The following is a 17370-nucleotide window of genomic DNA, read 5'->3' on the forward strand; positions in this document are numbered from 1 at the left end:
CCGCCTCAGCGCCCCGACAGCCGCCGCGCCGCCGCCTCCGCATAGGCCGCCGAGCGCGCGCGCAGCACCGGGTCGTCCGAGGCCTCGATGCCCCGGGGCAGCACCAGCGGGTCGAACACGAGCCCTTCGCAGGCGCCGCCCGGGCCGGGCTCGACCCGGGTGATCAGCAGCCGCCCCACCGTCGCGCTCTCGCGGCCCTGCGGCCACGGCACGGCCGGGTTCACCAGGCTGTCGCCCGGCCCGGCCAGCTGCAGCCGCATGCGGTACTCCACCGGCCCGGCCGCGACGCGGCGGCGCAGCTCCTCGGCCAGGAAGTCGTCCGGCAGCGCCTTGAGCTGCTCGTCGTCCAGCAGCTCCTGGCCGGCGGCGGGCTCGAACACCCACTTGGCGTAACGCGCCCGGCCCTGGGCGTCGGTGAACCTGAAGGCGTGCACGCCCCAGTAGTTCACGGCCGCGTAGCTCGCGGGCACGCCGTGCTGCGCAAACCAGTCCGCCTGCGCCTTTCCTTCCGGATGCGCCTCGTTGAAGGCCTTTACCCTGGCCGGGTCGGGCTTTTTGGTCACGGGGTCGAGGCGCCGCGCTTCCAGCCCGGCCAGCATGGCTTCCGGGGTCGAGGCCGAGTGCATCGGCGCGGAGATGTTGGCCATCAGCCAGCGCTCGCCGCCGGGCAGGGAGAACTGCAGCGCCAGGCCGCGCGCGTTGCGGGCCTTGTCCGACACCTTCGGATTGCCGCCGCTGACCGAGAAGCGCGCCACCACCGGAATGCGCTTGCCGCTGAACGCCGTGGCCGACGACAGCGCCTGGCCCGCCGCCGCGCCGAGGAAATGGCCCTCGGCGCACAGGCCCTTGGCGCCGCCGCGCCGCTGGCCCGGGTGCTTGCCAAAGGCGCCTTCGAAGCCATCGACCAGCGCCTGCGGCGTGGCCGGGCTGTCGGCCGGGGCCTGGGGCTGGGCCGGGGCCAGGGAAGCGAGCGCGGCCAGGGCGGTGGCCAGCGCGAGCGGGGCGGGTCGGGACGTCATGCCGTCACTCCTCTGTGTGGACGCCGGTCCGCGGTCGTGGACCGATGCCCGCATGACAGCGCCAGGCCCCGCGCGCGTCGCGGAAAGCGGTTGAAAAAAGCGGGAAAGCGGCTGAAAACTGGCTGAAGCCCGAGCGTCGAGCCGCCGATGGACCTTCCTACGCCCCTCCTGCGCCTGGCCGGCGGCAGCTTCGACCCGCTGCGCGGCGAGCTGCGCCTGGGCGGGCACTGCGCGCGGCTGCGCCCGCGCAGCGCCGCGGTGCTGGCGATGCTGCTGGAGGAGCGGGGCCGCGTGGTCGGCCGCGAGGAGCTGATGCGGCGGGTGTGGCCCGATGTGGTGGTCACCGACGACTCGCTGGCGCAGTGCATCAAGGAGATCCGCCGCGCCCTGGGCCCGGCCGCCGACCGTATCCGCACCCTGCCGCGCCTGGGCTACGCCTATGCCGAGACCGTGCCGGCGGAGGCGGCCGGGACGGCGGCCGAGCCCGCACCGGCCGAGCCCGTCCCGGTTGCCGCTCCCGACCCGGCCGAAGTGCCGTCCGTGGCAGCCACTGCCGGCCCGACCGACGCTCCTGCCGCCGCTCCGGCGCCCGTGCCCGAAGCCGCGGCCGAGGGCGCCGCGGCGCGCCTGGGCTGGGCTCGGGCGGCGCCGCTGCGTTGGCTGCTGGGCGGTGTGGCGTTGACGTTGGCGCTGGCCGCGCTGGTGCTGCTCGCTCCCGGGCTGTGGGCGCCGGCGCGGGAGGCGCCGCCGCTGTCCATCGCCGTGCTGCCTCTGGCGGGAGCGGGCGGGGATCGGGTCGGCGCCGACCTGTCCGATGCCATCGCCGACAACCTGACCACCGATCTCACGCGCATTCCCGGCGCCTTCGTGGTCGCCCGCGGCGCGGCCGACGCCTACCGCGGCCGGGCGGTGGACGCGCGCCGCGTCGGCCGCGAGCTGGGCGTGCGCTACCTGGTGGAAGGCAGCCTGCACCAGGCCGGCGGCCCGACGCGGCTGAACCTGCGCCTGGTCGATACCCGGGCCGGCGAGGTGCTGTGGTCCGCGCGCTACGAGGGCGTGGAGGCGGACCTGGCCACGCTGCCGCGCGCGGTGTCGGCCCAGGTGGCGCGCGAGCTGCAGCTCGTGCTGCTCGAAAGCGAGGCGGTGCGCGCCGGGCACCATCCCGCCTCCCGTCCGGAGGAGGCGCTGGAGCTGGCCCGTGCCCACCTGCGCGCCAACCCGGCGCATGCGCCGGCGTGGCTGTGGGCGGCGCAGGCGCACCTGCGGCTGGGCGACTACGCTGCCGCGGCGGCCGAGGCCGAGCAGGCGATCCGGCTGGCGCCGCCGGACGTGGCCGATGCCGCCCTGCTGTACAGCGTGCTCAGCCGTGCCCGGCTGCTGGGGGGCGATGCCCGGGGCGCGCTGGCCGCGGCCGAGCGGGCGGCGGCCGCGCCCGGCGCCAACCGCTACGTGCCGCTGCTGATCGCGGCGGCGGCGATGCAGGGCGGCGACCCCGCCCGCGCGCGGCGGGTGATGGAGGAGTTCGTGCAGCGCAATCCCGGCATCAGCGCGGAACTGCTCCGGGCCCGGCGGCAGGAGCTGGGCGGCAACCTGGCCGGCGAGGAGCGCTACATCGCCGCGCTGGTGGCGGCGGGACTGCCGCCGAAGTGAGCCGCCGGGGCGCCGCGGGCCCGCGCCGGCCGGCCCTGCCGGCGCGGGAGCCTGCTCCCCCAGGGACGGATCAGGCGGCATCGGCTGGCAGCGCCGCATGGGCACCGGCGTTGCTGTGCCCGGTGAACCCGTCCACCGGCACCGCCCCGCGTGGCGCCACCCAGGAGACACGCCATGAGTACCGTCCGAACCTCGCTGTGCATGCTGGCCCTTTCGCTGGCCGCGGCGGCCGGCTCGGCCCTGGCCCAGAGCCAGGCCGGCGGCATGAGCGGCATCGGCCCGCAGGGGCCGGGCTTCATGGGCTCGGGCTCGGGCTCCTCGGGCACGGTCGATGGCGGCATGAGCGGCACCAAGGAGACGCCGCCGGGCGCGGCCCGCGCCGGCCGCGCCATGCGCGACGCCCGCAACAACCCGGCCGCCACCCGGCACGGCGCCACGCCCGAGACCCCTGCCAGCGGCCCCGCCGGCACGGGCGTGGGCAGCGTCTCGGGCAACGGCGGCAGCGCCGGCACGCCGGCCGGCACGGCCCCCGGCAACGCGCCCGGATCGGGCACGCGCTGAGCACGGCCAGCCCGGCCACGGCGCCGGCCCGCCTGCGCCCCGGGGCCAGGCGCGGGTGCAGCAGTCGCGGACCGGCTGCTCGTTGTCCCGGGTGGACAAGGTCCGGATGCCGGCTACCTTGGCCGCTTCCTCGCCACGCGCCCGCCGCGCCGCTGCCGTGGACCTGCCTCACCCCGACCTGCCCCCAGGGACGCTTCCGTCCGTGGCCGGCTTGGCCACGGCAACCCTGTCCCGCGCCCGTGAGGACGGCGCCCCGGCCGCCCCGGCACTGCCCCCGCACCGGCTCTCGGTGGTGGTGCCCATGTACAACGAGGTGGACAACGCCGCGCCGATGCTCGACGCGGTGCAGGCCGCGCTGCAGCGCTATCCGCACCCCTGGGAGCTGATCGTCGTCGACGACGGCAGCACGGACGGCACGGCGCAGGCGCTGGAGCGCCACGCGGCCGAACTGGGCCCGCATGTGCGGCTGATCCGGCTGTGGCGCAACTTCCGGCAGACCGCGGCGCTGCAGGCCGGCATCGACGCCGCGCGGGGCGACGTCATCGTCACGCTCGACGGCGACCTGCAGAACGACCCGCGCGACATCCCGCGCCTGGTGGCGCGGCTGCTGCTCGAAGACAAGGACCTGGTGGCGGGCTGGCGGCGCCAGCGCCAGGACGACTGGCTGCGCTGCCTGCCCTCGCGCCTGGCCAACCGGCTGATCGCGCGCACCACCGGGCTGCGCTTCCAGGACCTGGGCTGCAGCCTCAAGGCCTACCGCGCCGGCGTGCTGCGCCAGGTGCGGCTCTACGGCGAGATGCACCGCTTCATCCCTGCCTGGCTGGCCACCGTGACCTCGCCCGCGCGCATGGCCGAGGAGCCGGTGCGCCACCACCCGCGCCGCGCCGGGCGCTCCAAGTACGGGCTGCTGCGCACCTTCGGCGTGCTGGTGGACCTGCTGGCGGTGCACTTCTTCCTGCACTACAGCGCGCGGCCCGGCCACTTCTTCGGCGGCATCGGGCTGGCGCTCACGGCTGCGGGCGGCGCGCTGCTGGGCTGGCTGGCGTGGCTGAAGCTGGTGCTGGGCCAGTCCATCGGCACGCGCCCGCTGCTGGCGCTGGGCTTCTGGCTGGTGCTGGGCGGGCTGCAGTTCCTCACCACCGGCGTGCTGGCCGAGTTGCTGATCCGCATCTACCACGAGGGCGGCCGGCATCCGCATGCCTACCACGCCACGCCCGCTGCGCCGCCGGCGCCCGCCAGCGGCTGGCACCTGCCCGGGTCATGACGGCGCGCCTCCTGTCCCAGGGCCGGCTCGTCGGCGCGGCGCTGCCGCGCAGGCTGGCCGCGCCGGCGCTGGGCCTGTTGCTGCTGGGCGCCGGGCTGCTGCTGCAGGGCCGCCACGAGCTCAACGTCGCGCTGTTCCTGCGGCTGCAGGCGCTCGCGGCGCATGCGCCCGATGCGCTGTGGGCGGGATTGAGCCTGTGCGGCCTGGGCTGGACGGCGGTGCTGCTGGCCGCGGCGGCCTCGCGCCGCGACGCCTGGCCGGTGGCAACGATGCTGTGGGCGCTGGTCGTCGGCGGCGCGCTGCTGCACGGCATCAAGCTGCTCGAAGGCATGCCGCGCCCCGCGGCCGCGCTGCCGCCGGCGCTGGTGCACGTGATCGGCACGCGCCTGGCGGCGGGCGCCATGCCCTCGGGCCATGCCGCCTCGGCGGTCACGGTGGCACTGCTGCTGTGCTGGCGCGGCACGGCACGGCGCGGGATCGCCCCGGCGCTGGCCCTGGCGCTGCTGGTGGGCCTGGCCCGCATTGCCGTGGGCGCGCACTGGCCCAGCGACGTGCTCGCCGGCGTGGGGCTGGGCCTGCTGGCCGCGCCGCTGGCCGTGGCGCTGGAGGGCACCCGGCCGCTGCGCGGCGCGCTGCAGCGGCCGGCGGGGCAGCTGCTGATCGCGCTGCTGCAGCTGGGCGCCGCGCCGGGCCTGGTGCTGCAGGGGCACGACCCGCTGGCCGCGCCGCTGGCATGGGCCCTGGGCACGGCCAGCGCGCTGGACGGCCTGCGCCGCGCCGGCTCGGCCTGGAGCGCCTGGCGCCGCGGCCGGCCGGTACGCGGCGAGCCGCTGCGGGCCGTGGCCCACGGCGCGGCGCCGGCTGCTCCCGTGCCGGCCACCGCCAGGCCGGCGCGCGACGCGGCGTTGCCGCGCGGCCTCTGGCTGGCCTGGGCCGCGGCCGTGGCGACGCTGTTCCTGCTGCGCCTGGGGGCGGCGCCGCTGTTCGACGTGGACGAGGGCGCCTTCGCCCAGGCCACGCGCGAGCTGCTGGCCAGCCGCGACTGGTGGCACACCACGCTCAACGGCGCGGACCGCTTCGACAAGCCCATCCTCGTCTACTGGCTGCAGGCCGCCTCGGTGGCGCTGCTGGGGCCGACCGAGGCGGCGGTGCGGCTGCCCTCGGCGCTGTGCGCCATCGGCTGGTGCTTCGCCACCGCGGCCTTCGCCCGCACGCGCTGGGGCGACCGCGCGGCGCTGGCCGCCGGCGGCGTGCTGGCCTGCAGCCTGGGCGTGCTGCTCATCGGCCGCGGCAGCACGGCCGACGCGCTGCTCAACCTGCTGCTGGTGCTAGCCCTGTTCGACCTGTGGCGGCACCTGGAGTCCGGCGCGCGCACGCCGCTGCGCCGCGCCGCGCTGTGGATCGCGCTGGCGGTGCTGGCCAAGGGGCCCATTGGGCTGCTGGTGCCCGGCGCCACGCTGCTGCTCTGGGTGTTGGCGCGGCGGCGCCGGGACGCGCTGCGCCGTGCGCTGGGCGACGGCGTCGCCTGGCTGATCCTCCTGGGCGTGGCGCTGCCCTGGTACGCCTACGCGCTGCAGCGCCATGGCCGGGCCTTCGTGGACGGTTTCCTGATGCGCCACAACGTCGAGCGCTTCACGACCACGCTCGAAGGCCATGGCGGCAGCCTGCTGTACTACCTGCTGGTGCTGCCGCTGCTGGCGCTGCCCTGGACGCCGCTGCTGGCGGCGCTGGCGCGGCAGGCGCGGGCGCTGTGGCGCGACGCGCTGTCGGCCTGGCTGCTGGTGTGGGCCGGCTTCGTGCTGGCCTTCTTCTCGCTGTCGGGCACCAAGCTGCCGTACTACGCGCTCTACGGCCTCACGCCGCTGGCGCTGCTGGCCGGGCGACGGCTGGCCGATCCGGCGCTGTCGCGCGGCTGGCGGCGCGCGCTGCTCGTTTCCTGGGCCGTCGCGTGGCTGCCGGTGGTGCTGGCGCCCTGGGTGCTGCTGCGGCTGGCGCCGCGCGCGCCCAACCCCTTGTGGCAGACGCTGCTGGCCACCGTGCCGCCCTGGCCCTGGACGCCGGTGCTGGCCGCTCTCGGCGGCGCGGCGGCGCTGGTGGCGCTGCTGCGCCGGCAGGCCTGGCAGCTGCGCTGGCTGGCCGCGGCCTGGGTGTGGAGCCTGCTCGTCGTCGGCGCGGCCGTGCCCTGGTGGGGGCAGGCACTGCAGGGGCCGATCTGCCGGCTCGCCGCCGTGGCCCGGGCGCGGGCGCCGCTGCCCACGGTGGTGCAGTGGGCCGTGAACCAGCCCAGCTTCGCGTGGTGCCTGGGCACGCCCACGCCGCGCCGCCTGCCCGAAGCCGGCGAATGGGCGCTGGTGCGCGAGGACCGGCCGCCACCGGGCGATTACGCCGTCTGCGCCCGCGAGCGCGGCTTCGCGCTGTGGCAGCGGCTGCCCGAGGGCAGGCGCGACGACGGCGACGGTTGCCGCTGAGGCGCGGCGGTGCAGCTCAACCCTGGCGCAGCAGCTGCGTCGCGCGTTCCAGCACCTGGTCCATGGCGCGCTCCAGCACCTCGCGCTCCTGCGGCTCCAGGCCCGAGAGCAGGAACTCCTCGCGCGCCTGCACCATCGGCACGATTTTCTTGTAGAGCGCCAGCCCCGGCGGCAGCAGCCGCAGCAGGTAGGCGCGGCCGTCCTCCGGGTCGGGCGAGCGGGCGATCAGCCCGTCGCGCTCCATGCGGGTCACGGCACGGCTCACGCGCATCTTGTCCAGCGTGCTGCTCTCCTGCACCACCGTCGTCTTGACCTCGCCCCGGCCCGCCAGCCCCGCCAGCACCCGCCACTCGTCGCGCGTGAGCCCGAAGCGCTCGCCATAGACCTGGGCCGTGGCCTGGCTCACCGCCTCGGCCAGCCGCGCCACGCGGTACGGGAAGAATTTCTGCAGTTCCATACCAAGATGGTAGCGGTTGATACGAAATGGTGTCGTCCTGCGGATGCGTTCCCATGGCGACTGTCGGGGCCGTTCCTGTAAAAATATCTAGGGGTATGTCCCAGGGAGGCGGTGCATTGACGCGGCCTGGAAGCGGTCCATATAGTCACGCTCGTTACTAACTGGCCGATCCGCTTCGCGGCGGCATTGAGGAGAACCGCCATGCAGATCCAGCGCATCCACCACGTGGCCTACCGTTGCCGCGACGCCAAGGAAACCGTCGAGTGGTACCGCCGGCACCTGGGCATGGACTTCGTGCTGGCCATCGCCGAGGACCGCGTGCCCTCCACCAAGGCGCCCGACCCGTACATGCACCTGTTCCTGGACGCGGGCGCCGGCAACATCCTGGCCTTCTTCGAGATTCCCAATTCCCCGCCCATGGGCCGTGACCCCAACACGCCGGCCTGGGTGCAGCACATCGCCTTCAAGGTCGAGAGCGAGGCCGCGCTGCTGGAAACGAAGGAGCGGCTGCAGGCCGCGGGCATCGAGGTGGTCGGGCCGACCGACCACACCATCTTCAAGTCCATTTACTTCTTCGATCCCAACGGGCATCGCCTGGAGCTGGCCGCCGACTGCGCCACCGACGAGCAGATGAAGAAGCTCGACGAGGTGAAGTGGGAGATGCTGGAGGAATGGTCGCGCACCAAGCGCGCGCCCAAGCAGGCGGCGTGGATGCACGAGCAGGAGCTTGCCGCCAGGCCGGGCCAGGCCTGAACGGGGAGGGCGCCATGCTCAACACCTACCGCTACCCCGAGTTCCCCTACGCCCCCTCCGCCGAGCAGCGCAGCGGGGTGGTGAAGCGCCATCCGGTGGTGATCGTCGGCGCGGGGCCGATCGGCCTGACCGCCGCGTTGGAATGCGCGCGCCGCGGCCTGCCGGCCGTGGTGCTGGACGACAACAACACCGTCAGCGTCGGCTCGCGCGCCGTCTGCTACGCCAAGCGCCCGCTGGAGATCTGGGACCGGCTGGGCGTGGGCGAGCGCATGGTGGAGAAGGGCGTGAGCTGGAAGGTGGGCAAGGTCTTCTTCCAGGAGGACATGGTCTACAGCTTCGACCTGCTGCCCGAGGCCGGGCACAAGATGCCGGCCATGATCAACCTCCAGCAGTACTACCTGGAGGAATACCTGGTCGAAGCCTGCGGCCGGTCGCCGCGGGTGGACCTGCGCTGGAAGCACAAGCTCATCAGCCTGGCGCAGCGCGAGGACCATGCCGTGCTCACCGTCGAGACGCCCGACGGCATCTTCCAGATGGAGGCCGACTGGGTCATCGCCTGCGACGGCGCCAACAGCGACACGCGCCGCATGGTCGATGCCGGCTTCGTCGGCCAGTTCTTCCAGGACCGCTTCCTGATCGCCGACGTGGTGATGAAGGCGCCTTTCCCTGCGGAGAGATGGTTCTGGTTCGACCCGCCCTTCCACCGCGGCCAAAGCGTGCTGCTGCACAAGCAGTGCGACGACGTCTGGCGCATCGACTTCCAGCTCGGCTGGAACACCGACCCCAACGAGGAGAAGAAGCCGGAGAACGTGATCCCGCGCATCAAGGCGATGCTGCCGGGCGTGGACTTCGAGCTGGAGTGGGTGTCGGTGTACCAGTTCGCCTGCCGGCGCATCGACCGCTTCCGCTACGGCCGCGTGCTGTTTGCCGGCGATGCCGCGCACCAGGTCTCGCCCTTCGGCGCGCGCGGCGCCAACACCGGCGTGCAGGACATCGACAACCTGGTCTGGAAGCTCAAGCTGCACATCGACGGCCAGGCGCCGCTGGCGCTGGTGGACAGCTACCACGCCGAGCGCGCCTGGGCCGCCGACGACAACCTGCTCAACTCCACGCGCTCCACCGACTTCATCACGCCCAAGAGCCGCGCCAGCCGCGTGCTGCGCGACGCGGTGCTGCAACTGGCCGAGAGCGAGCCCTTCGCGCGCAGGCTGGTCAACAGCGGGCGGCTGTCCACGCCCACGCCCTACCAGAACTCCCCGCTCAACACGCCCGACGAGCCGGACTTTGCCGGGCCGATGCGCCCGGGCACCAATTGCGCCGACGCGCCCGTCACTCGCGACGGCCAGCCGGGTTGGCTGCTCAACCACCTGCACGACGGTTTCACCTTGCTGTGCTTCGGGGCGCCGGGCGCGCGCGAGATCGGCATCGATGGCGTGACGGCGCGCGTGCTGTGCGTGGGCTCCGACATCCAGGACGCCGAAGGGCTGCTGGCGCAGCGCTACGACGCGCGGCCGGGCACGGTGTACCTGATCCGCCCGGACCAGCATGTGGCGGCGCGCTGGCGCGCGCTGGATGAAACCAAGGTCCGCGCCGCGCTGGCGCGCGCCTGCGGCCGTTGAGGCCACCCCAAGGAGCACCCATGGCACTCATCCACGAACCCCACATCGCCGACCCGGACGGCTTCTACGAGGAGCTCATCGCCACCCAGCGCGACCTGGACGAGGAGCAGGCGGCGCTGTTCCAGGCCAAGCTGCTGCTGGTGCTGGCCAACCACGTCGGCGACCGCGCGGTGCTCAGCGAGGCGCTGCGCGTGGCGCGGCAGGGCCTGTAGCGGCGGGGTGCGCGGAGGCTTTCGCGATGGCACCCTGTCTTGATGGACATCAAGTGAAATGCCTTCCGCGCTGCCTAAGCTGCGCGCAGGAGATCAACATGTACAAGCACCTTTTCGTTCCCGTGGACGGCTCCGAGCTGTCGCACCGCGCCATGGACGGCGCCATCGAGCTCGCCAAGCAGCTGGGCGCGCGCATCACCGGCTTCGTGGTCGAGCCCGACATCGGGCTGTCCACGGTCAGCTACGACCCCAGCGTCTACACCGGCCGGATGCGCGACCACGAGCAGCGCAACGAGGCCCATGCCAGCGCGCTGCTCAAGCAGTTCGAGGAGCGCGCCGTGGCCGCGGGCATCGAGTTCGCCGGCAGCTTCGTGACCTCCGGCGCCGTGGACGACGCCATCGCCAACGAGGCCGAGCGCGTGGGCGCCGACATGATCGTCATGGTCACGCACGGCCGCGGCCCGCTGGGCGAGTTCATGTTCGGCTCGCACACCAAGCACGTCATCTCGCGCAGCAGGCTACCGGTGCTGGTGTTGCATTGAGGCGCTGAACAGCCGGCACGGTGCCCTGCCGTGCCGCTCAGCCCACCTACTCAGCCCACCTATTGCGCCGGCCGCGGCATGTCCGCCATCAGCGCCTCGCAATGCGCCTTCAGCGCCGCGTGCAGCTGGCGCACCGCCGGCGAGAACTGGCGCCGGTGCGGACACACCAGCTGCAGCGGCACCAGATCGCCCCACACCCCGGGCAGCAGCAGCTCCAGCCGCCCGGCCTGCACGTCGGCGCGCAGGTCCAGCCAGGACTTGTAGGCGATGCCTTCGCCCGCCAGCGCCCAGCGCCGCACCACGTCGGCGTCGTCGCTCAGCAGCGGGCCGCTGACGCGCACCTCGCAGCGCCGGCCGCCGGTGGCGAAGCCCCATTGGTCATAGACGCGGCCCGCGCGCAGGTACAGCAGGCAGTCGTGCCGCAGCAGCTCCTGCACCGAGCCGGGGCGCCCGCGCCGCGCCAGGTACTCGGGCGAGGCCGCCAGCATGCGCCGGTTCTCCGGCGCCAGCGGCAGCGCCACGAAGCTGGCCTCCTCGATGGCGCCGTAGCGCAACGCCACGTCCACCGGGTCGCGGAACACGTCCGCCACCTGGTCCGACAGGAACAGGCGCAGGCTCAACGCCGGGTGCGCGCGGCGGAAGGCCGAGAGCACCGGCAGCAGCACGTTGCGCCCCAGGTCCGAAGACACCGCCACCTGCAGCACGCCGCGCACCTCGGAAGGCTCGTGCTGCACCAGCTCGCCGCCCTGGCGCAGCGCGTCCAGCGCGTTGCGCGCAAAGGGCAGGTACTGCTCGCCCTGGGCCGTCAGGCGCAGGCTGCGCGTGGAGCGGGCGAACAGGCACGCACCCAGCGCCTTCTCCAGTCGCTTCACGGCCGCGCTCACCTGCGCGGGCAGCAAATCGGCCTCGCGCGCGGCGCTGGAGAAGCTGCCCAGCGCGGCCGCGCGCACGAACAGGTTCAGATCCTCGAAGCGCACCATCTGCATCTCCAGAGTGAAAGTGATTGGGAGGCGTGGCACTCATTTTCACTCCTGGAGTGAAAGTCCTGCTCCCGGCGGCGGCTGTTTCGCCGGACGGCGCGCGGCCACCATGGCAGCCATGCCGCCGCTGCCCCGAGGCCGGCGGCGAACCGGACAACTTTCAGCTTCAGGAGCCGCCATGAACGTCCTCGCCACCGCCCGCCACCGCTACACGACCAAGGCCTTCGACGCGCAACGCCGCATCCCGCAGGCCACCATCGACGAGCTCAAGGAACTGCTGCGCCACGCACCCTCGTCGGTGAACTCGCAGCCCTGGCATTTTCTGGTCGCCGGTGACGCCGAGAGCCGCCAGCGCATCGCCAAGGCCGCGCAGGGCGGCTATGCCTACAACGCGTCCAAGATCCTCGACGCCTCGCACGTCATCGTGCTGGCCTCGCGCCTGGACCTCGACGACGCGCACCTGGAGCGGCTGCTGGACCAGGAGGAGCGCGACGGCCGCTTCCAGGCGGAGGGCGCCCGCGACAACCAGCGCAAGGGCCGCGCCGGCTACGTCAGCCTGCACCGCCATGAGCGCAAGGACCTGCAGCACTGGATGGACAAGCAGGTCTACCTGGCCCTGGGCAGCCTGCTGCTGGGCGCCGGCGCGCTGGGCGTGGACGCCACGCCGATGGAGGGCTTCGACGCCACGGTGCTGGACGAGGAGCTGGGCCTGCGCGAGCGCGGCCTCACCAGCGTGGTGCTGGTGGCGCTGGGCTACCGCGGCGAGGGCGACTTCAATGCCCGCCTGCCCAAGTCGCGCCTGCCGGCGGCGGAGGTGTTCACCCAGATTTGAAGACCGTCCCGGCCATCCCGCCCCGACCCCGCGAAAGGCCCGTCATGAACGCCACACTGAGCAACCACCCTCCGCAGCCCGGTCTGCGCCGCGCGGCGCTGTCCGAGATCGAGGCCCGCGCGCCGGTGCACCCGGACATGGTGACGGCCGTGATCCGGCACGAGGTCCGGCCCGGGGCGCAGGCGGCCTACGAGCAGTGGCTGCAGCGCATCGTGCCGCTGTCCGCGCGCGTGCCGGGGCACCGCGGCGTGAACGTGATCCGCCCGCCGGCCGGCGGCCACGCCTACACGGTGACGCTGCGCTTCGACAGCCTGCCCCATGCCGAGGATTGGCTGCAGTCCGAGGCGCGGCGCGAGCTCATCGCGAGAGTCCAGCCATTGCTGGTGCAACCAGAGTCGGTCGAGACGGTGTCGGGGCTGGAGTTCTGGTGCACGCCGCCCGGCGCCGGCCGGCCGCTGGTGAAACCGTGGAAGCAGTTCCTGGTGTCGCTGTCGGCGATCTACCCGCTGACGCTGCTGGTGCCGTGGCTGCTGGCGCCGCTGTTCGCGCGGTGGCCGGCGCTGGCGCATCCGCTGCTGAGCCACCTGCTGGTGGCGGGGGTAGTCGTGTCGCTGATGACCTGGGTGCTGATGCCGCGCGTCACGCGGGTGCTGGGGAAGTGGCTGACGCGCTGAGTGTCGGCAGCGGATGCAGTCCGAGGCCGGACCACGCTGCGCTCATGCCGGGCCCCCGGCGGCGTCCTGGGCCAGCGCGGGGGGCTCGACCCGCTCGAAGCCCAGCGTCACGCTGAAGGTGCTGCCCTCGCCCGGCACGCTGTGCAGCCGCAGCGTGCCGCCCATCATCGTCACCAGCTTGTGCACGATGGACAGGCCCAGGCCGCTGCCGCCGAAGCGCCGGGTCGTGGAGCCGTCGGCCTGCGTGAAGGGCTCGAAGATGCGGGCCTGATGCTCCGGTGCGATGCCGATGCCGGTGTCCGCGACGTCGAAGCCCAGCGTGACGCGCGTGCCCTCGGCCGCCACCGCGTGCACGCTCAGCGCCACGCGGCCCGCGGGAGTGAACTTCACGGCATTGCCGACGAGGTTGATGAGCACCTGCTTGAGCCGCAGGGCATCGCCCAGCAGCTGCGCCGGCAACGAAACGGGAACGTCGAACCGCAGCTCCAGGCCCTTGGCATCGGCCTGGGGCTGCACCAGCGCGCGCACCGCGTCGAGCAGCGGGCGCAGCTCGAAGGGCCGGGCCTCCAGCCGCAACTCGCCGGCCTCGATGCGCGAGAGGTCCAGCACGTCGTCCACCAGCTCCAGCAGCTGCTGGCCCGCCTGCCGGATGTGGCCGATGAAGCCGGCCGCGTCCGCGGGCAGCGTCTTGCGCTGCAGCAGCTCGCTCAGGCCGATGACGGCATTGAGCGGCGTGCGCAGCTCGTGGCTCATGGTGGCCAGGAAAGCGCTCTTGGCGCGTGTGGCCGCCTCCGCCTGCTCGGCACGATGCGCGAGCTCCTGCTGCAGGGTCTGCATCTGCCGCTCGCGTTGGCGGCGCTCGCTGGCGTCCAGCAGCGTGGCGCGCAACGAGGTGCCGGTGCCGCCGCGCACGACCATGACGCTGAACAGCGTGGGCAGGTCGCGGCCGTCCTTGAGCACGAAGTCCAGCTCCAGGTCCATGACCCTTTCCTTGTGCATGACGGCGGCCATGCCCCGGTAGAAGCGCTGGCGGCTCTCGGGCGTCAGGAACTGGCCCAGGGCTTGGCCGGCAAGCTCCTCGTGCCTGCGGTCCAGCATGCGCAGCAGCGTCCGGTTGAGCTCCAGCACCGAGCCGTGGATGTCGAGGGAGACGTAGCCGCAGGGTGCGTGGTCGTAGAGGTCGGCGATGGTGCGGGCCCGCTCCGCCAGTGACGCATTGGCGGCCTCCAGCTCGGCGGTGCGTTGCGCCACCAGCCCGGTCTGCGCTTGCAGACGTCCGACCATGGTGTCGAGGTCCCGGGCCTTGTGGCGCTCGTGGACCATGGTGAGGAAGCAGATCGAGCAGAAGACGATCAGCATCGCCCCCGGCACCAGCGTGAACAGCTGCGCCAACGACAGCGAGCTGGGCTGAAGCTGCTCACCAGGTCCCACCAGGCCCAGCAACGCCCGCAGCGCGAAGGCCACGGACAGCCCGGCGTAGGCCAGCGTGGCCGCCAGCATCGCGGCGGAGCGGCGCTGCCGCAGGCTGCGCAGCAGCAGCCCGGCCGTCATGCCCAGCATCGCGGAGAAGGCGATCGAGATGGTGATGAACGCCGCCTGGCGCGGCAGGCCCAGGAAGTAGGCGCCGAGCACGCCGCTCATGCCGAAGGCCCACAGGGCCAGCGTCCAGGCGCGCCGCGGCGGCGCCTCGAACAGCCGCGCATGCGCGACATGGCCCCAGTGGGCCAGGCCGAAGACCAGCGCGTTGGCCAGCAGGAAGCTCAGCAGCAGCGGGGCCTGGCCCCTGAAGAAGTAGAGCAGGAAGGCGCCGCCGACAGCCGCCATGGCCTTGCTCCACGCCACGAGACCGGCGCGGTAAAGGGGCATGGCCCGAGCGAAGCTCAGGAACACCGCCGCCATCAGGAAGCCCTGGGCGGAGAGGGAAAACAGCAGCGTGTGCGGGTCCAGCACCGGGCCCTGGAACGGAATCAAAGACATCTCCTGTTCGCGGCGTCGCTGCGATTGAGCGGCGGCATGCTGCCACACGCAAGCGCGGGGCCCTGGCCGACCCAGCGGCGGTGCCCGGAACGAGAGTGCCCATGCCAGGCCCGGCACCGCGTGCCGCCAGCACGCGGCAAGTCCGGGCGCAACATGTCCTGTTTATGCAGGCCGTGGAGCTGGATATCACCCGCGTGGACAGCATCCGGCGCGTGGCGGCCGAGCTGATCGAGCGCTTTCCGGCGCTCAACGTGCTGGTCAACAACGCCGGGATCATGCCCTTCGACGATGCCTCGGCCGCGATCGACGACACGGTGGCGCAAGCCATCATCGACACCAACCTGCTCGGCCCGGTCCGCATGACCTCGGCGCTGATCGGGCACCTGAAGCGGCAGCCGCGCGCCGTGGTGCTGCACAACACCTCGGTGCTGGCCTACGTGCCGCTGGCGGGCAACGCGGTGTACTCGGCGACGAAGGCGGCGCTGCACGCCTATGCGCTGTCGCAGCGCTTCATGCTGCGCAAGACCTCGGTGCGGGTGCAGGAGATCGCGCCGCCCTGGGTGGACACGGACCTGATCCACCAGAACGGCGATCCGCGCGCGATGCCGCCGCGGGACTTCATCGAGCAGACGATGCGGGAGCTGGCCAGTGACCGGGAGGAGGTGACCGTCGAGGCGGTGCGCCCGCTGCGCGACAACCCGGGCGCTGGTAAGCACGCCTTCTTCAATGCCTTCAACGAGCAGCTGGAGGCCGACCCGATCCCGGTGGCGTGATCGCCGACGGCGCAGCCGCAGCGCAAAAAACTTCGGGCCCTGGCGGGCCCGATGGTCAGCAAAGAGCCCCGCGCGGGCTCTTTTGATGGCGGCTCCGCGGGAGCCGGTGCCAAGCCCCGGCGACCTTCAGTCGCTCAGGGAAGGCGGGAGACGCCGCGTCGCTTGCTCAGGCGGGGAAGGCGCCGCGCAGCGCGGGGGCCTTGTCGGCCGGCTTGTCGCTGGCGCGGGCCAGAACCGCGCGCAGACCGTTCAGGACCCAGCTGAACACCTCGGCGGCGATCACGGCGCCGCGGGGGGCAGTACGGCGGTAGTCGGAGACGGTAATGGCGGTCATGTGGAACCTTTTCTGATTGAGCTTTGGACTTTGATGGGCTCAATCCTAGGGTTTCCACCCAATTAAGCAATTGAATAATATGCACATCAAACATTATAGAAGCGCATAACTGGATCGCTGCTGCGCCGCCGCTGTCTGGTTCAGCCGCCGGAACTCATGCCGCCACGGGCCTTGTTGCCCGAGACGCCCGGGTTGGCAGCGCCCGTCCTGCTCCCGGTGTCGCTGAAGCCACCGGCATCGTTGCTGCCGACACGGGTGTCGTTGTTGCCGAGGCGGTTCATCTCGGCCGCGAGCCGGCCGAAATCGGCGGACGGCTTGCGCACCGCCGGCGCTTCCGGCACGCCGCGCAGCAGCGCCGCGGTAGCGGCGGGCTGGGCCCGGCTCAGGCGGATCGCGGACACCGTGCCCCGGTCGTCAGGTGTCGTCGTGGCGCTGGCGGACAGTGCCGCCCCGAACAGCAGGGCGGCGCCCAGACTCCAATGTTTCTTCATGCTCGTGCGTGCTCCGGTATTGAGTGAGGAGGGTAAGGAAGCGCCGGTGACGGGCGGGCATCGCCGGCAAGCCGGGCGCGGACGCAAGGGGCTCCGCAGCACCTGCGCCACGGGCTGGAACGAGCAACGCACCGGTCTGGGAACGGTGCACAGGACCTGCGAGCCCTTCCACGGATATCCGGTCGCTCTGCACGCGCCTCCCCGGCACTTGGCCGCCAGGCCGTCGTAAGCGGGCGTGATTGCAACCGACTTGGGCCGTCGCGTCACCCGAAAAGCTTTAGTCCATCCCCTTCTTGCGGATCACCCCCGACTTGTGTACAGTCACGCCCCTCGCAACGAACTTTCGCTGCTTTGCTGGAAACGCAAGGAGAGTGGAAAGGGAGTTTGAAGCAAAGCGCTCTTGGAATATCGGTCTCAGGCCTCATGGGGTTCGGGCCGGGTTTCGTGGAGTTTTGCCGGGTGCCGTGCGTGGAGTTGACGCGGCATTGGCAGCGAGGCCGGGAAATCCCCCGCGACGTTGATCTGAAAAGACCAAGCAGTTGACAAGGGATTCTCCTGATGACAGAATTCGATTCTTCGCTGAACGACACAGCGAAACGCGACGCAGGATGCTGCGGCGGGTTTGAATCAAGTCGCTGCTCTTTAAAAACATACAGCCGATAAGCGTGGGCGTTCGGGCCCGGGTACGGAAGGTGTCTCACACAAGAGGGTGGAGTCTTTGGGCTCTGTCCTGAGATGCTGGACTTGTTTTGGTGTCTCGAACG

17 protein-coding genes are annotated in these 17370 nt (G+C 72.5%); 11 read left to right on the plus strand and 6 right to left on the minus strand.

The window, feature by feature from the left end; all coding sequences use genetic code 11:
• Positions 1–5: 5 nt before the first annotated feature.
• A complete protein-coding gene (locus HHL10_RS19560; RefSeq protein WP_169162076.1) occupies positions 6–1019 on the minus strand; it encodes a catalase family peroxidase in 1014 nt (337 codons plus the stop codon).
• A gap of 147 nt (positions 1020–1166) precedes the next feature.
• Between HHL10_RS19560 and HHL10_RS19565 the strand changes: the two genes are divergently transcribed.
• The 4 genes from HHL10_RS19565 to HHL10_RS19580 all read left to right on the plus strand — a co-directional run bounded on the left by HHL10_RS19565 (position 1167) and on the right by HHL10_RS19580 (position 6962).
• A complete protein-coding gene (locus HHL10_RS19565; RefSeq protein ID WP_169162077.1) occupies positions 1167–2669 on the plus strand; it encodes a winged helix-turn-helix domain-containing protein in 1503 nt (500 codons plus the stop codon).
• A gap of 174 nt (positions 2670–2843) precedes the next feature.
• Positions 2844–3230: a hypothetical protein gene (locus tag HHL10_RS19570; protein ID WP_169162078.1), complete on the plus strand. Its 387-nt coding sequence runs from the start codon at positions 2844–2846 to the stop codon at positions 3228–3230.
• Positions 3231–3336: 106 nt separating this feature from the next.
• Complete coding sequence (locus tag HHL10_RS19575) at positions 3337–4494, plus strand: glycosyltransferase family 2 protein (RefSeq protein ID WP_169162079.1); 1158 nt, start codon at positions 3337–3339, stop codon at positions 4492–4494.
• Complete coding sequence (locus HHL10_RS19580) at positions 4491–6962, plus strand: phosphatase PAP2 family protein (RefSeq protein WP_169162080.1); 2472 nt, start codon at positions 4491–4493, stop codon at positions 6960–6962. The genes HHL10_RS19575 and HHL10_RS19580 overlap by 4 nt, the downstream gene beginning before the upstream one ends.
• A 16-nt stretch (positions 6963–6978) precedes the next feature.
• Here HHL10_RS19580 and HHL10_RS19585 read toward each other — a convergent pair whose 3' ends face one another.
• Positions 6979–7419, minus strand: a complete 441-nt coding sequence (locus HHL10_RS19585) for a MarR family winged helix-turn-helix transcriptional regulator (protein WP_169162081.1) — start codon at positions 7417–7419, stop codon at positions 6979–6981.
• A 201-nt stretch (positions 7420–7620) separates the two neighbouring features.
• Between HHL10_RS19585 and HHL10_RS19590 the strand changes: the two genes are divergently transcribed.
• The 4 genes from HHL10_RS19590 (at position 7621) to HHL10_RS19605 (ending at position 10545) form a co-directional block, all read left to right on the plus strand.
• Positions 7621–8172 carry a VOC family protein gene (locus HHL10_RS19590; protein ID WP_169162082.1) on the plus strand — a complete coding sequence of 184 codons (552 nt, stop codon included), beginning with the start codon at positions 7621–7623 and terminating at the stop codon, positions 8170–8172.
• A 14-nt stretch (positions 8173–8186) separates the two neighbouring features.
• The gene (locus HHL10_RS19595) at positions 8187–9791 is read left to right on the plus strand and encodes an FAD-dependent oxidoreductase (protein ID WP_169162083.1); all 1605 of its coding nucleotides are present in this window, start codon (positions 8187–8189) and stop codon (positions 9789–9791) included.
• Positions 9792–9811: 20 nt separating this feature from the next.
• Positions 9812–10003: a DUF2783 domain-containing protein gene (locus HHL10_RS19600; RefSeq protein WP_169162084.1), complete on the plus strand. Its 192-nt coding sequence runs from the start codon at positions 9812–9814 to the stop codon at positions 10001–10003.
• Between the two features lie 98 nt (positions 10004–10101).
• Positions 10102–10545: a universal stress protein gene (locus HHL10_RS19605; protein WP_169162085.1), complete on the plus strand. Its 444-nt coding sequence runs from the start codon at positions 10102–10104 to the stop codon at positions 10543–10545.
• A gap of 59 nt (positions 10546–10604) precedes the next feature.
• Here HHL10_RS19605 and HHL10_RS19610 read toward each other — a convergent pair whose 3' ends face one another.
• Complete coding sequence (locus tag HHL10_RS19610; RefSeq protein ID WP_169162097.1) at positions 10605–11525, minus strand: LysR family transcriptional regulator; 921 nt, start codon at positions 11523–11525, stop codon at positions 10605–10607.
• Between the two features lie 178 nt (positions 11526–11703).
• Here HHL10_RS19610 and nfsB point away from each other — a divergent pair, with 178 nt between their 5' ends.
• Both nfsB and HHL10_RS19620 read left to right on the plus strand, forming a co-directional pair.
• Entirely contained in the window at positions 11704–12357 is a 654-nt protein-coding gene (gene nfsB, locus HHL10_RS19615) for an oxygen-insensitive NAD(P)H nitroreductase (RefSeq protein ID WP_169162086.1), read from the plus strand.
• Positions 12358–12401: 44 nt separating this feature from the next.
• Positions 12402–13031, plus strand: a complete 630-nt coding sequence (locus HHL10_RS19620; RefSeq protein WP_169162087.1) for an antibiotic biosynthesis monooxygenase — start codon at positions 12402–12404, stop codon at positions 13029–13031.
• Positions 13032–13073: 42 nt separating this feature from the next.
• Here HHL10_RS19620 and HHL10_RS19625 read toward each other — a convergent pair whose 3' ends face one another.
• A complete protein-coding gene (locus HHL10_RS19625) occupies positions 13074–15008 on the minus strand; it encodes a PAS domain-containing sensor histidine kinase (protein ID WP_169162088.1) in 1935 nt (644 codons plus the stop codon).
• Between the two features lie 164 nt (positions 15009–15172).
• Between HHL10_RS19625 and HHL10_RS19630 the strand changes: the two genes are divergently transcribed.
• Positions 15173–15781, plus strand: a complete 609-nt coding sequence (locus HHL10_RS19630; protein WP_235971668.1) for an SDR family oxidoreductase — start codon at positions 15173–15175, stop codon at positions 15779–15781.
• A gap of 166 nt (positions 15782–15947) precedes the next feature.
• On the opposite strand, the gene HHL10_RS19635 is transcribed toward HHL10_RS19630, so the two are convergent.
• Entirely contained in the window at positions 15948–16115 is a 168-nt protein-coding gene (locus HHL10_RS19635) for a hypothetical protein (protein ID WP_169162090.1), read from the minus strand.
• A 140-nt stretch (positions 16116–16255) separates the two neighbouring features.
• Positions 16256–16606 (minus strand): hypothetical protein, encoded by a 351-nt coding sequence (locus HHL10_RS19640; protein ID WP_169162091.1) that lies wholly within the window; start codon positions 16604–16606, stop codon positions 16256–16258.
• Positions 16607–17370 lie beyond the last annotated feature (764 nt).

Source organism: Azohydromonas caseinilytica (assembly GCF_012927045.1).
Lineage (GTDB): Bacteria > Pseudomonadota > Gammaproteobacteria > Burkholderiales > Burkholderiaceae_C > Azohydromonas > Azohydromonas caseinilytica.

Excerpts from the sequence above, each read along its gene's own strand:
- HHL10_RS19560 (WP_169162076.1), bottom strand. The coding sequence starts at position 1,019 with ATGACGTCCCGACCCGCCCCGCTCGCGCTGGCCACCGCCCTGGCCGCG.
- HHL10_RS19565 (WP_169162077.1), top strand. The coding sequence starts at position 1,167 with ATGGACCTTCCTACGCCCCTCCTGCGCCTGGCCGGCGGCAGCTTCGAC.
- HHL10_RS19570 (WP_169162078.1), top strand. The coding sequence starts at position 2,844 with ATGAGTACCGTCCGAACCTCGCTGTGCATGCTGGCCCTTTCGCTGGCC.
- HHL10_RS19575 (WP_169162079.1), top strand. The coding sequence starts at position 3,337 with ATGCCGGCTACCTTGGCCGCTTCCTCGCCACGCGCCCGCCGCGCCGCT.
- HHL10_RS19580 (WP_169162080.1), top strand. The coding sequence starts at position 4,491 with ATGACGGCGCGCCTCCTGTCCCAGGGCCGGCTCGTCGGCGCGGCGCTG.
- HHL10_RS19585 (WP_169162081.1), bottom strand. The coding sequence starts at position 7,419 with ATGGAACTGCAGAAATTCTTCCCGTACCGCGTGGCGCGGCTGGCCGAG.
- HHL10_RS19590 (WP_169162082.1), top strand. The coding sequence starts at position 7,621 with ATGCAGATCCAGCGCATCCACCACGTGGCCTACCGTTGCCGCGACGCC.
- HHL10_RS19595 (WP_169162083.1), top strand. The coding sequence starts at position 8,187 with ATGCTCAACACCTACCGCTACCCCGAGTTCCCCTACGCCCCCTCCGCC.
- HHL10_RS19600 (WP_169162084.1), top strand. The coding sequence starts at position 9,812 with ATGGCACTCATCCACGAACCCCACATCGCCGACCCGGACGGCTTCTAC.
- HHL10_RS19605 (WP_169162085.1), top strand. The coding sequence starts at position 10,102 with ATGTACAAGCACCTTTTCGTTCCCGTGGACGGCTCCGAGCTGTCGCAC.
- HHL10_RS19610 (WP_169162097.1), bottom strand. The coding sequence starts at position 11,525 with ATGGTGCGCTTCGAGGATCTGAACCTGTTCGTGCGCGCGGCCGCGCTG.
- nfsB (WP_169162086.1), top strand. The coding sequence starts at position 11,704 with ATGAACGTCCTCGCCACCGCCCGCCACCGCTACACGACCAAGGCCTTC.
- HHL10_RS19620 (WP_169162087.1), top strand. The coding sequence starts at position 12,402 with ATGAACGCCACACTGAGCAACCACCCTCCGCAGCCCGGTCTGCGCCGC.
- HHL10_RS19625 (WP_169162088.1), bottom strand. The coding sequence starts at position 15,008 with ATGTCTTTGATTCCGTTCCAGGGCCCGGTGCTGGACCCGCACACGCTG.
- HHL10_RS19630 (WP_235971668.1), top strand. The coding sequence starts at position 15,173 with ATGCAGGCCGTGGAGCTGGATATCACCCGCGTGGACAGCATCCGGCGC.
- HHL10_RS19635 (WP_169162090.1), bottom strand. The coding sequence starts at position 16,115 with ATGACCGCCATTACCGTCTCCGACTACCGCCGTACTGCCCCCCGCGGC.
- HHL10_RS19640 (WP_169162091.1), bottom strand. The coding sequence starts at position 16,606 with ATGAAGAAACATTGGAGTCTGGGCGCCGCCCTGCTGTTCGGGGCGGCA.